Annotated in this window: 10 protein-coding genes and 2 riboswitches; of the genes, 9 read left to right on the top strand and 1 reads right to left on the bottom strand. The window is 35.7% G+C overall.

Annotated features, from left to right (window positions below):
* Positions 1 to 10: 10 nt before the first annotated feature.
* The 8 genes from nadE to AMD00_RS20745 all read left to right on the top strand — a co-directional run bounded on the left by nadE (position 11) and on the right by AMD00_RS20745 (position 11014).
* Positions 11 to 838: an ammonia-dependent NAD(+) synthetase gene (gene nadE, locus AMD00_RS20780; RefSeq protein WP_053418907.1), complete on the top strand. Its 828-nt coding sequence runs from the start codon at positions 11 to 13 to the stop codon at positions 836 to 838.
* Between the two features lie 396 nt (positions 839 to 1234).
* Complete coding sequence (locus AMD00_RS20775; protein ID WP_053418906.1) at positions 1235 to 2185, top strand: AAA family ATPase; 951 nt, start codon at positions 1235 to 1237, stop codon at positions 2183 to 2185.
* A 44-nt stretch (positions 2186 to 2229) separates the two neighbouring features.
* The gene (locus AMD00_RS20770) at positions 2230 to 3399 is read left to right on the top strand and encodes a DUF58 domain-containing protein (protein ID WP_053418905.1); all 1170 of its coding nucleotides are present in this window, start codon (positions 2230 to 2232) and stop codon (positions 3397 to 3399) included.
* The gene (locus AMD00_RS20765) at positions 3396 to 5624 is read left to right on the top strand and encodes a DUF4129 domain-containing transglutaminase family protein (RefSeq protein ID WP_053418904.1); all 2229 of its coding nucleotides are present in this window, start codon (positions 3396 to 3398) and stop codon (positions 5622 to 5624) included. The genes AMD00_RS20770 and AMD00_RS20765 overlap by 4 nt, the downstream gene beginning before the upstream one ends.
* Positions 5625 to 5655: 31 nt before the next feature.
* Positions 5656 to 5757, top strand: a riboswitch (purine riboswitch).
* Between the two features lie 141 nt (positions 5758 to 5898).
* On the top strand, positions 5899 to 7452 hold the full coding sequence (gene guaA, locus AMD00_RS20760) for a glutamine-hydrolyzing GMP synthase (protein WP_053418903.1): 1554 nt from the start codon (positions 5899 to 5901) through the stop codon (positions 7450 to 7452).
* Positions 7453 to 7898: 446 nt separating this feature from the next.
* Entirely contained in the window at positions 7899 to 9527 is a 1629-nt protein-coding gene (locus AMD00_RS20755) for a Na/Pi cotransporter family protein (protein ID WP_053418902.1), read from the top strand.
* Between the two features lie 209 nt (positions 9528 to 9736).
* A complete protein-coding gene (locus tag AMD00_RS20750; protein WP_053418901.1) occupies positions 9737 to 10324 on the top strand; it encodes a TetR/AcrR family transcriptional regulator in 588 nt (195 codons plus the stop codon).
* A gap of 15 nt (positions 10325 to 10339) precedes the next feature.
* Positions 10340 to 11014, top strand: coding sequence for a YqeB family protein (locus AMD00_RS20745; protein WP_053418900.1), 675 nt, complete (start codon positions 10340 to 10342; stop codon positions 11012 to 11014).
* A gap of 51 nt (positions 11015 to 11065) precedes the next feature.
* Here AMD00_RS20745 and AMD00_RS20740 read toward each other — a convergent pair whose 3' ends face one another.
* Positions 11066 to 11689: a pentapeptide repeat-containing protein gene (locus AMD00_RS20740; protein ID WP_053418899.1), complete on the bottom strand. Its 624-nt coding sequence runs from the start codon at positions 11687 to 11689 to the stop codon at positions 11066 to 11068.
* A 201-nt stretch (positions 11690 to 11890) separates the two neighbouring features.
* Positions 11891 to 11992, top strand: a riboswitch (purine riboswitch).
* Positions 11993 to 12120: 128 nt separating this feature from the next.
* On the opposite strand from AMD00_RS20740, the gene AMD00_RS20735 reads away from it, so the two are divergent.
* The gene (locus AMD00_RS20735; protein WP_053418898.1) at positions 12121 to 13437 is read left to right on the top strand and encodes an NCS2 family permease; all 1317 of its coding nucleotides are present in this window, start codon (positions 12121 to 12123) and stop codon (positions 13435 to 13437) included.
* Positions 13438 to 13930 lie beyond the last annotated feature (493 nt).

Genomic DNA, 13930 nt, shown 5'->3' with positions numbered 1-13930 from the left:
GGTAAGTAGTATGTCAAATTTACAACAACAAATTATTGAAGAGTTGCGAGTATTACCAATAATTGATGTACAAGAAGAAATTCGTCGTTCAGTAGATTTCCTAAAAGCATACGCACTTAAGCATTCTTTCGTCAAAGGTTTCGTTTTAGGTATATCCGGTGGTCAAGATTCCACTTTAAGTGGTAAATTAGCTCAAATGGCAGTAGACGAACTAAATGCACAAGTAGGTAAAGATCAATACTCTTTCTGGGCAGTACGTCTTCCATACGGAGTACAATCTGATGAACAGGATTGCCAAGACGCAATTGATTTTATCCAACCTACAAAAGTCTATACTGTGAATATTAAAGCAGCTGTAGATGCTGGTGTACAAGCTTTGGCTGATGCGGGAGTTGTGCTTTCTGACTTTGTAAAAGGGAATGAAAAAGCTCGTGAGCGTATGAAAGCTCAATTTGCAATTGCAGCAACAAATGCTGGGATTGTCATTGGGACAGACCATGCGGCAGAAGCCATTACGGGATTCTACACTAAGTTCGGTGATGGTGGATCAGATGTTGTGCCGATATTCCGTTTAAACAAGCGCCAAGGTAGAGCATTACTTGAGGAGCTTGGATGTCCAAAGCATTTGTACGAAAAAACACCAACAGCAGATTTAGAAGAGGAACGACCTGCATTACCCGATGAGGTTGCGCTAGGTGTGACATATGATCAAATTGATGATTATTTGGAGGGTAAAGAAATTCCTGATGAGGCTCGTAAAGTCTTAGAAGGGCATTACTTACGTTCACAACATAAACGCCACCTACCAATAACTGTGTATGATGATTTTTGGAAGTAATTAAATAACATAGATGAGCCGAATCCCGAAGTGGGGATTCGGTTTTTTTATTATCCCAACCGAAGGACGTGCATGGGTGAAAGATATTATAAACAAGCAATTAATTAATAAACAGTTACCTATTATTAAATGAAAGTTCTGCTCTAAAGTATATTTAAAAATTATAAAGAAAAAGGGGGTTAGTAAAGTGCAATAAGGAGCAATAATATAAGGAACTAAAAAGATGAATGGAGCTAATAGTTTTTCTACTCTATAACTTGTTAGAGGTTTGTAATCAAACGAAAGCTAATGGACATGGTATAATAAGTCCAATTATATTGGAAAATACGGTTCATAAGACTTATTTTTCGTCTAATGAATTAAAACGATAGACTTTGTAAAGTGGAGGTTCAATTGATGGAAACACAAGAAAAGCTTCAAGAGATCGTACGTAATATTGAAAAGGTCATGATAGGTAAAAAGCATATAGCTGAATTGAGTGTAGTATCGTTACTTGCTCAAGGGCATGTATTACTAGAGGATGTACCTGGAGTTGGTAAAACGATGATGGTACGTGCTTTAGCAAAATCAGTAGGAGCACAATTTAAGCGTATTCAATTTACACCAGATTTATTGCCTTCTGATGTTCTAGGTGTATCCATTTATAACCCAAAAGATATGGAATTCCATTTTCGACCGGGGCCAATCATGGGCAATATCGTATTGGCTGATGAAATTAATCGTACTTCTCCAAAGACGCAGGCTGCTTTACTTGAAGGTATGGAAGAGGCTGCTGTGACAATCGATGGTGAAACATATAGTATCCCAAAACCTTTTTTTGTAATGGCAACACAAAATCCGATTGAATATGAGGGAACCTATCCATTACCAGAGGCACAACTCGATCGGTTTTTATTGAAAATGAAAATGGGATATCCATCTTATGATGATGAAATTGAAGTACTGCGTCGTGCTGAACAAGGTAAGCCAATCGATTTTTTATCATCTGTCATTACATTAGAAGAGCTAATTACTTTGCAACAACAGGTGAAAGATGTTTTTGTTGATGAAGTTGTGAAAGGTTATATTGTCGATCTATCCCGTGCAACTAGAGAAAATCAATATGTATATTTGGGTGTTAGTCCACGAGGCTCGATTGCATTGATGAAAGCTTCACAAGCGTACGCATTACTTCGTGGTCGTAGTTTTGTCACACCTGATGATGTACAGTTTTTAGCACCATTCGTATTCTCTCATCGTATAATGCTAAGACCTGAAGCTCGTTATGATGGAGTATCACCTGAAGAAATTATTGGACGCATTTTAATTAATACAGCTGTGCCCATTAAAAGGTCTGCAAATCAATGACAATAAGTAGATTACGATATGTTTCAGGAAGAATCCTGCGCCTGATGCTAGTCGTTTTGCTACTGCTTAGTACACTAGCATTTGGCATCATAGAAGGTGGTTTTGTAACCTGGTTTGTCTTTTTCATGTTACTACCTTTTTCAACGTATTCATTGCTGTTGTTTTTTACACCCTTAAAAAAAATGAAAATAGAGCGCAGTATTGAACAGGAACATATGAGAAATGGTGATTCATTGAAAATGACAATGACTCTAAAGCGCAATAATAGATGGCCAATTGTATATGCAGTTATTCGTGAAGCGAAGCCAAGTGAAGTATTGGTCAATGCAACGACACAACCAATGCAAAGGTTATTGGTAGTTGGATTTAAAAAGGAAGTTAAGTGGACATATGAGATTGAAGAAATACCGCGAGGAGAGCACTATTTACAAGGTGTTGAAATAACAGTCAGTGATTTCTTTGGCTGGATTAAAAAAACGCAAATCATACCTGCGAAACGTACTGTTGTTGTGTATCCAAATGTGACGAAAATGATTTTCAGACCACTTGATATGAGCATGCAAACTGGAACTGGACCGGTATCTTCCGCAATTGTACGAGATACGACGATGGTGTCAGGGTTGCGTGAGTATCAACCTGGAGATCGAATGTCATGGGTACACTGGAAGACATTCGCAAAAACTGGAGAGCTTCGTACGAAAGAGTTTGAAGATCAACAATCACAAGATTTATGCCTTGTGCTAGATTGTTCGCCATCAGCATTATTTGAAGAGCAAGTTGAATTTGTTGCCTCTATATTGAATGCGAGTGTTCGTCAGCAAATAACGATGGCATTTTTGTCGGCAGGTAGAAATCGTGTGCTTTTTGAAGCAATTCAAACAGAAAGCCAATTGCAAGAGGTGATGTTTCATTTGGCGAGTGTACAAGATGATTTGGGAGATTCAGTTAATCGTTTGTACGGACAAGATCGTACGTTAGCGAATGCTGCTCAAATTCTTTTTGTGACAAGTGAGCTTACAACAGATTGGCTTGATATTTTAACAAAGGCATCAAAGTCATCTCGTGCCTGTCTTTGTTTTGTTATTCGAAGTAAAGGACAAGTCATGTCTACTCAGGAAAAGGCTATGGAGAAATTAGCTCGTACACGTGGTATAAGAGTTAATACGATTGCAAAAGAACAATTTACAGAAGCTTTTATGGGGGTGTTGAAATGACGAATCACCCTATTAAGAGAACGATTGTATTAATGGCGCTCTATATAGTGATTTTCTTCATGTTAAGAGAATGGCTTCTGCCTATAGTAGATTTGACAAATACAGGTCATCTAAACTTATTCTTATTATTCGTAGCTATCTGCCTACTAACAAATATAGTCCATTTAAATGGTTGGATATCGGCTGTTATAAAGTTTGCCTATATACTATGGTTCTTAATGTACGTTTATACAGGAACGAAAGTATTCTCGATTGAGAGTGTACTAACATTAAGTAGTGATATTCAAAATAGCTGGTCAGCATTGATGCAAAAAGATTGGAACGGTGTGGAAAATTCTTTCCGAAGTATCTTATTCTTTATCTTACTTTGGATGACAATTTATCTAATTCACTATTGGGTAACTGTGAAGCATACCATTATTCATTTTTTACTCGTAACGATTATATTTTTAGTTTTGCTAGATACTTTTAGTGAATATAATGCGAAGTTTGCCATTATAAGAGTTATGTTTTTAGGATTACTTTTACTCGGTACTTTACATGCTAATCGTTTATTTGAGACAAATGCTGTAGAGAGAAAAGGTATAAAGTATATCGCTGTTCTTGTTCCGTTAGCAGTTATGCTTATTGCGAGTACTGTATTTGCCTATGCGATGCCTAAAAAAGGTCCGATGGTAACTTTACCGAAATCACTTTCGACTCTAATGGACCAACAAGGTAAAGGCAGTTCAGCAATAGGGAAAATTGGTTATGTCGAGGATGATAAAAAGTTAGGCGGACCATTTAAAATGGATGCTCGAGTAGTCTTTAATGCTAAGGCTGATAGTAATCAATATTGGAGAATTGAAACAAAGGATATTTATACTTCTAAAGGGTGGGAACGAAAAAAGGGTGATGTTTATGTCGAAGCCTTTAATCAAAATGAGAATATCCCTTTGACTATAAAACCAGGAAGTAAAATCGATCAAACTACTGCAGAAATTGAAATGGAGAAAGATTTTAAATTCATTATGCAGACATATGGTTTGATGAACGTTAGTAATGTGGAACCAGGCGTATCTTTCTACCGAGAAATAGACGGTGAAAAAATCCGCTCTTTAAAGGACGAAGAAGAAATTGCGTTAGAAGCGTATACGATATCCTATAGTTCACCAAAGTATAGTTTGAAAGCACTCAAGAAAACTAGCACAAAAGATTTGAAAAAGTTATCGAAGGATTATAATACTTATTTGCAATTACCTAAAACTTTGCCGAAGCGAGTGAAGCGACTTTCAAAAGACATTACAAAAGATGAAAAGAGCTTATACGGTAAGGCTAATGCAATTGTAGATTATTTTAAATATAACAATTATGTCTATAGTCGTGATAAAGTGGCGATCCCAGGAAAAAATGATGATTATGTAGATCAGTTTTTGTTCGATACAAAAATGGGTTATTGTGATAATTTCTCAAGTTCAATGGTTGTCATGTTACGTTCTATTGGTATTCCAGCACGCTGGGTAAAAGGTTTTTCTGAAGGTGAAGAAGTGCAAAATGTTGAAGGTGAACAGAAGGAATTCGTCATCACAAATAATAATGCACATTCATGGGTAGAAGCATATTTACCTGGAATAGGCTGGATGTCTTTTGAACCTACTATAGGCTTTGAAGGTTTTGATAATGTGTTAGATGATGTGAAAAATCAACAACAACCTACACCAATCAATCCAAAAAAAGAAGACAAAGAAGAAAAGCAAAAACAGCAAAAAGCTGAGAAGAAGAAAGAAGAAAAAACAAAAGAAGAGAAGCAGAAGCAAGAAAAAGATAAAAAACAAGCTCAAAAAGAAAAAGCAAATGAGCCTGTAATGAGTAAGAAGTCTACAATGGTGATGGCAACAATTATAGGGGCTTTATTGGTACTGACTTTAATTCTAGTATTATTCCGAAGAAAGTGGATACCAAAAGCAATTATTGCTTTATATCGTATGAAGAAGCCAGAAAATATCTCGATAGACCATGCTTACCATCAATTGTTAAAACAATTAGATCATGCTGGTTTGAAAAAGGGGAATGGGCAGACCTTGCAAGACTATGCAAATTATGTTGATGAACGTTTAAGTACTACGCATATGAGCAAAATAACTTCTTTATATGAGCAACGAATTTATAGTAATAATTACACTCAATTAGATTGGTTAGAAATTAAAGAAAGTTGGGAATATTTAATCAATCGTACAAGCGGTTGATTTTAAGCGTTACAACATGTAAAATTGAGAAAAATTATATATTGATTACCCTCATATATGTTCGAAAATAAGGTTCGGATGTCTCTACCAGGTTACCGTAAATAACTTGACTATGAAGGTGAATGACAGCGTGGTTAATCCATGTACTAGCATTCACCTTTTTTGATGTAGAGCATAAGGACGCGTAGGATGTAATTTCAGACGCGTTCTTTTCGTATAGAAATGTTAAAATGAGTAGGTAAACAGTTATTAATAATTAGAAGAGGTGGAAACGTTGTCAGCTAGTTCAATTTTACAAGATCAAGAAAAGATTATCGTTCTTGACTTTGGTAGCCAATATAATCAGCTTATTACTCGTCGTATTCGTGAATTCGGTGTTTACAGCGAATTGCATGCACATACTATTACTGCAGAAGAATTAAAAGCAATGAATGCTACTGGGATTATTTTCTCTGGTGGCCCTAACTCTGTATATGATGAAAATGCATTCCATATCGATGAAGAAATTTTTAATTTAGGTCTTCCTATTTTAGGGATTTGCTACGGTATGCAATTAATGACACATGCTTTAGGTGGAAAAGTAGAAAAAGCTGCACACCGTGAGTATGGTAAAGCAGAAATCCAAGTATTGAATGACAATGCATTATTCGGTGAATTACCAAAAGAGCAAGTTGTTTGGATGAGCCATGGTGATTTAGTAACTGTAACTCCAGAAGGCTTTGAAACAATTGCGACGAGTGCTTCATGTCCAATTGCTGCAATGGCTAACGCTGAGCGTAAATTCTACGCTGTTCAATTCCACCCAGAAGTACGTCACTCAGTTTACGGAAATGACTTATTACGTCAATTCGTATTCGATGTATGTAACGCTAAAGGCGATTGGTCAATGGAAAGCTTCGTAGAAATTGAGATTCAAAAAATCCGTGAGCAAGTTGGCGACAAAAAAGTTCTTTGTGCACTTTCTGGTGGCGTAGATTCATCAGTTGTTGCTGTTCTTATTCACAAAGCGATTGGTGACCAATTAACTTGTATGTTTGTTGACCACAACTTAAACCGTAAAGGTGAAGTTGAACAAGTAATGAAAACTTTCACAGAAGGTTTCAACATGAACGTTATCAAAATCGATGCTCGTGAACGCTTCATGAGCAAATTAGCTGGCGTTTCAGATCCTGAGAAAAAACGTAAAATTATCGGTAACGAATTTATCTACGTATTCGATGAAGAAGCTTCAAAACTTGAAGGTATGGATTTCCTTGCACAAGGAACTCTTTACACTGATATTATTGAGTCTGGTACAGCAACTGCACAAACAATTAAATCTCACCATAACGTAGGTGGATTACCTGAGGATATGCAGTTCGAACTTATCGAACCATTAAAAACATTATTCAAAGACGAAGTGCGTGCACTAGGTTCTGAACTTGGACTAGCTGATGAAATCGTATGGCGTCAACCATTCCCAGGTCCGGGTCTTGCAATCCGCGTACTTGGTGAAGTAACAGAAGAAAAATTAAAAATTGTACGTGAATCAGATGCCATCTTACGCGAAGAAATCGCTAAAAATGGTTTGGATCGCGACATTTGGCAATACTTCACAGTACTTCCTGATCTGAAAAGCGTAGGTGTAATGGGTGACCAACGTACTTACGATTATGCGATCGGTATCCGTGCTGTAACATCAATCGACGGTATGACTTCTGACTGGGCACGTATCCCTTGGGAAGTTTTAGAGAAAATCTCAGTACGTCTAGTAAACGAAGTTGATCATATCAACCGCGTACTGTATGACATTACATCTAAGCCACCAGCAACTATTGAGTGGGAATAATAATATTAAAGCTTGGAGAGCCTACATTTGTAGGTTTTCCAAGCTTTTTTTGTTTGCGTGATATCAATATACTTTAGGGCCAAATCTATCGTAATAATGTTCATCAGTAGTCATCTCAGTTAAAAAATGTCGGTTCATTTTACTATGACACAATTAAATTTAGGGATGCGGAAAATGCATATGTAGAAGAAAATAAGGAAAACTATGAACGTCAATGGACGGAATATTATTAATAGAACTTTATGCAACACATTAACTGTGTTAAATAAAAATAGATGAAAAATTCTATAAACTTTTACCTTATCACAAAAATATAAAGAAATTTGCCGAAATTACGACCGAATTGTAAATGCTATGTAAAGAGCTTGTAAAAACTCTGTGAAAAGCCAACGTAGAAAGTCAGTATTTTTTATAATAAATGTGATAAAACATGAAGGAGTGGCAGCATGGAGTTAAACTGGCAAGAAATGATTTTTGAATTTCTAGGAGGTCTAGGGCTCTTTTTATTTGCAATTAAATACATGGGAGATGGTCTGCAAAAAGCAGCCGGAGACCGTTTAAGAGATATATTAGATCGTTTTACGACAAATCCATTTATGGGTGTCTTAGTCGGTATTTTTGTCACAGTACTTATTCAGTCGAGCTCGGGGACAACCGTTATTACGGTCGGTTTAGTCAGCGCAGGCTTTATGACATTGCGACAAGCGATTGGTGTCATTATGGGGGCGAACATCGGGACGACGGTTACAGCCTTCATCATTGGAATTAATGTAGGGGAATATGCTTATCCTATTATGGCACTTGGGGCAGTTCTGCTGTTTTTCTTTAAGAAAAGTAAGATTCAAAATATTGGTCAAGTATTATTTGGCTTCTCAGGTTTATTTATCGGTCTAGAGTTGATGTCGAGTGGTATGAAGCCATTACGTGATTGGCCGGCCTTTATTGATTTAACATTAAATATGAGTGATTCTCCGATACTCGGTGTTATTGTTGGTGCAATATTTACGCTAATTGTACAATCATCTTCTGCAACAGTGGGTATTTTACAGGGCTTGTATGCTGAAAACTTAATAACGCTTCAAGGTGCGTTGCCAGTACTTTTCGGTGATAATATCGGAACAACAATTACGGCGATATTGGCAGCATTAGGGGCTTCTGTTGCGGCAAGACGTGCAGCGGCAACACATGTATTATTTAATGTAGTTGGTTCAATTATTTTCTTGCTCGTGCTAGGGTTATTTACGAATTATATGGAATGGGTTACTGGCATATTAGGCTTAGAACCTAAAATGCAAATTGCCTTCGCACATGGAACGTTCAACGTTGTCAATACACTTATTCAACTACCGTTAATAGGCGTATGGGCTTATGTCGTTACCAAGTTAATACCGGGTGAGGATACTATTGTTGAATATAAACCGAAGTATTTAGATTACTCGTTAATTACTAAATCACCAGGTATTGCGTTAGGACAAGCAAAACAAGAAGTGGTTCGTATGGGAGATTTCAGTGTGCAAGGATTATCGTCAGCAATGGACTATTTAAAAACACTAGATGTGAAGCAGGCAAGTACAGCGGCACAATTAGAAGAGGCTATAAATAATCTCGATCAAAAAACAACGGATTATTTAGTAAGCTTATCAAAACAATCATTATCAGGTGCAAATTCTCATATCCATCATGCTCTACTTGAAAATATTCGTGATATTGAACGTGTTGGGGATCATGTCGAAAACCTAATTGAGCTTATTGATTATAAAGAATCAAATCGCATAAAGCTTAGTGAAGAAGCGACGCAAGAGCTAGAGGAAATGTTTAAGCTTGTTATTGATACTGTAAAAATAGCAATGCAGGCGTTGGATACACGTGATGTGTCCTTGGCGCAGCAAGTAAGATCGCAAGAAGAACGTATTGACGAAATGGAACGTAGTTTACGTAAACATCATATTCGTCGATTAAATGAAGGTATTTGCTCGGGTTCAGCAGGCGTTGTATTTGCGGATATTATTAGTAATTTAGAACGTATTGGCGACCATGCCAACAACATTGCTGATACGATTTTCGAACAAGATTAAGGTAATAAGCATTCTTTCGGGAATGCTTATTTTTTTGCCCTAATTTTCCGAGGATACAGTAGAGTCTTTTTAAGCATCGTGTCTATAGTTAAGATCAATAATTGGTTTCATTGATTAGATAATCACATAAGTAACTGGAGATACCAGATTGACAACTTACTTTATTTAATGATTTAATTTACCTAACGACAGGTAAAAAGAGGTGTAATGTGAATAAAGGTAAAGAAACGTATCAACGTGTATTAGATGTGGCTATTTATTTCTTTGCTAAAGAAGGAATTCAGAAAACAAGCTTTGCAATGATTGCGAAAGAGTTGGGGATGTCAAAGCCTTCTCTTTATTATTATGTGGAATCGAAAGATGAACTAATCAAAAAGGTCTTTGATTATATCTTTGAAGATTATACTTTTGAGGATTATTTTCATTTAAAAGATATGACTAAAGAAAATTTGATTGAAAAGCTTTATTCAGGTGGCATGGATTATATAAAAGAGATTCAAGAACAGGATATATTACTGAATTTATTAAGTGAATTTACTTTGTATGCTAATCGCAAAAAAGAAGTGGATGAAACTTATATAGAAAAGATAAAAGAAGTACAACAAATGTTTATTGATGGCTTTGCCCAAGTTTTACAGAAAGCTGTAGAGTTTGGCTTAATGGAGAAAAATAATATTCAAGCAAAAGCTGGAGTGTTGGCTTTAATGTTGGATAACATTCTGAATTATAAAATGCTAAATATGAAAATAGAGGAGGCTACTATTTGGAAGCAAACAATTACAGATGTAATAAAGTGATAGGAGTGTAAAGGTATGAATCATACAACTGTGCATTTGAATTTTTCTAAAGCTGATAAATTATTTTTATGGTTGATGTTGCCGCTCATTGGTTTAGTAATAGGTTATTTCTTACCCCCAATTTCAGAATGGGCAAGTAAGTTAGAGTGGATTCCATTTCAAGGGCCGTTTAAGTTGGTCGCGAGTCTAAATGCTGGGTGGGTTATTTTCGCTACAATGGCATTTGGATTACTAGCGGGTATAATTTTGACGGTACTCATTTATGATGAAATATTAAATATTTATATTAGCGAGGATACATTAGTCTTTAAAATTGGGAAAGTTGAAATGAATTATGCCAAAGATGATATTAGCTATATTTATATAGATCACAAAGATTTAGTTGTGATTGGGCATGAAGGTCATGAAATTTTCAGGTATAAAAAAGAAATTAGCACAAAAATATTAAAAGAAGAACTTGGTGAAAGGGATTATCTTTTTAAAGATGGAAATCCATATAAGGAACAGTTTAAGAAATGGGTACCAGGATTGACAGATTTATCTCTTGAAGCGAATGCATTGTTAAAGGCAAGAGAAATGATGCTTAAAAATGATAATAGTGAAGAGGCTTTACAAATTGCAATTGAATTGTGGAAGCTCCATGTTTCAGTAAAAGAGATTGAAACGAAGCAATATTATAGGGTCGCGTAAGAAAAAATAACCGTACCTCCTAATCGAAGGAGGACGGTTATTTTGCAATTCTTATTGAATATTAATGCCGAGGATAGCGACGATGGCAGTGGCCTGATCATGACGAATGGATAATCCTTTTGCTAATGTTGGATCTAAGTTAATTTGTTCGAAATAGCAAGAAGATAAATCAATTCCTTTTAAATTTGTATCAGAAAAGTCAGCTGCGTTTAATTCCATTCCTTGAAACGTGACTTGAGTTAATTTTACATCTTGTAAAGTGCTTTCGTTTAATTGGCCATCTTTAAAAGCAACTGCATTCATTTTTGATTCTGAAAATGTACCATAGTTTAAAAGACAATCAAGTAATTCAACATTTTTGAGCTGTGTACGGAAGAAGCTGGAACCGATTAGTTTACACGTATCAAATTTGACGCGATAAAAAACAGATTCGGCAAAATTACAATTTGATAAATCGCATTTTGCAAAAATGACATCTAAAAACTCCATGTTAGTAAAATCATCTGTTAGGAATACACAATTCTCGAATTTAACCTCGTTTAATTGGCGCGTACCAAAGCGACAATCGATTTGACATCCTTTAAGTAAAGAGTTCGCTTCAATTTCCTCTAGCATTATTTCTTCATTTTCGAAAGTTGTTAAATAATGTTGCGAAGGTTCTATGATTTTAGGCATATTATAAAATCCTCTCCAATCCACTTTGTATCATTTTATCAGTAATACACTAGATACACACTTAATAAACCGCTAAAACATGTATTGTGAATCTGTAGTAACTCGGGATAAAAATAGCTTATTCACGAACTATAATAAAGGAAAGTTAAAAAATGTTCGGAAAAACTATTGAAAACGAAAACCAAGAATGATATATTATCTACTATAAACAAATAACGTCGTCGTATAATGTCGGGAATATGGCCCGAGAGTATCTACCAAGTTACCTTAAATAACTTGACTACGATTAAAAGATATTAGCTTTGCTAATTCTTTTATAAACTTGTGAGTATGAATACTTAGCAAGGAATCGTAGACATTCGACTATTTCTAATTAGTTGAATGTCTTTTTTATTCTCTTAGATGTATAAGACGACATACGGAGGATTATTATGAAAAAGTATTTCCAGTTTGAAGAACTTGGAACAAATTATCGCCGTGAGATCATTGGTGGTATTACAACATTTTTAGCGATGGCCTATATTTTAGCGGTGAATCCAGGGATTTTAGGAGACGCTGGTATGGATAAAGGTGCCGTGTTCGTGGCTACAGCATTAGCAGCAGCAGCTGGTTCGTTAGTGATGGGGATCTTTGCTAAGTTTCCGATTGCATTAGCACCAGGCATGGGGCTTAACGCATTCTTCGCTTACACAGTAGTATTAACCTATGGTATTCCATGGCAAACAGGTTTAACTGGTGTATTCTTCTCAGGTATGATTTTCATTATCTTATCTTTAACGGGTGTTCGTGAAACAGTTATTAATGCTATTCCGACACAATTAAAATATGCAGTATCAGCAGGTATCGGTTTATTTGTAACATTTGTTGGTTTAAAAGGTGCTGGAATCATAGTTGCTAATGAAGCTACACTAGTTACTTTAGGAGAGTTTAAAGGTGCAACACTATTAGCGGTATTTGGTATCGTTATAACAGTCATCTTAATGGCTAAAAATATTAAAGGTTCGATTTTCTTAGGAATTATTATTACAGCAATTGTTGGTATGTTCTTCAACTTAATCGCTGTACCAACTTCTGTTGTATCAAGTATTCCTGATATATCTTCAACATTCGGAGTAGCATTAGATCCTATTATCGATGGATTTTCAAATGGATATAAAGAATTATTCAATGTTCAATTTTTAATCGTTGTACTAACATTTTTATTTGTAGATTTCTTTGATACAGCAGGAACATTAATGGCTGTAGCAAATCAAGCAGGTTTAGTTAAAGACGATAAGTTACCGCGTGCAGGTCGTGCTTTAATGGCGGATGCAATTGCAACAACAATTGGTTCTTTATTTGGTACATCAACAACAACTGCTTATGTTGAGTCTTCATCAGGCGTTGCTGCTGGAGCGCGTTCAGGCTTCTCAGCAGTTGTAACAGCAGTATTATTCTTACTAGCAATGTTTTTCTTTCCGTTACTAGATGTAATTACTTCGGCAGTAACTGCGCCGGCGTTGGTGATTGTTGGAGTATTGATGGTTTCATCATTACGTTTAATCGAGTGGAATAAATTCGAAATTGCAGTGCCAGCATTCTTAACAATGATTATGATGCCTTTAGGTTACAGTATCGCAACTGGTATTGCAGTAGGATTCATCTTCTACCCAATCACAATGTTATTAGCAGGTAGAAAGAAAGAAATTCATCCTTTGATGTATGTATTGTTCTTTGTCTTCCTTGCGTACTTCATCTGGGTACGATAATTAAAACTCTATTATATAGAAGAAGCTCCCTCCAAATGGTAGGGAGCTTCTTCTATATATATAAAGATAGTTAAAGAGTTTTTTATATTAATAAAACTTTTTAATAGAAAACTATTGCAACATATCACTTAGGGTGATATAGTAAGTAACGTTGTCACTGAGACAATGAAATCGCAACTTAAATACTTAGTTAAAACTCTTTATACAAAGGTGTTGACAACAAGGTGATAAGTTGTTATGATATAAAAGTTGCTGATTGAGCAGCGGTAATACATTCAGGAAAACAACTTAAAAAGAATTTTAAAATAGTTGTTGACAACGAAAAGTTATCCTGATATAATAAGTGAGTCGCTAATGAAGCGGCGAACATAATGAACCTTGAAAACTGAACATGCAAGACGTTAATCAATAAAAAGTTTTGAACATCAACTCTGTTGGTGGGTCAAAACAAAAATAGATATCATCTTCGGATGATACGCTAGCAAAGCTAATG

The sequence above is a fragment of the Viridibacillus arvi genome (assembly GCF_001274945.1).
In the GTDB taxonomy this organism is placed as follows: domain Bacteria; phylum Bacillota; class Bacilli; order Bacillales_A; family Planococcaceae; genus Viridibacillus; species Viridibacillus arvi.
The sequence above is the reverse complement of the archived record's forward strand: the minus strand, read 5'-3'. Positions and strand labels throughout refer to the sequence as shown.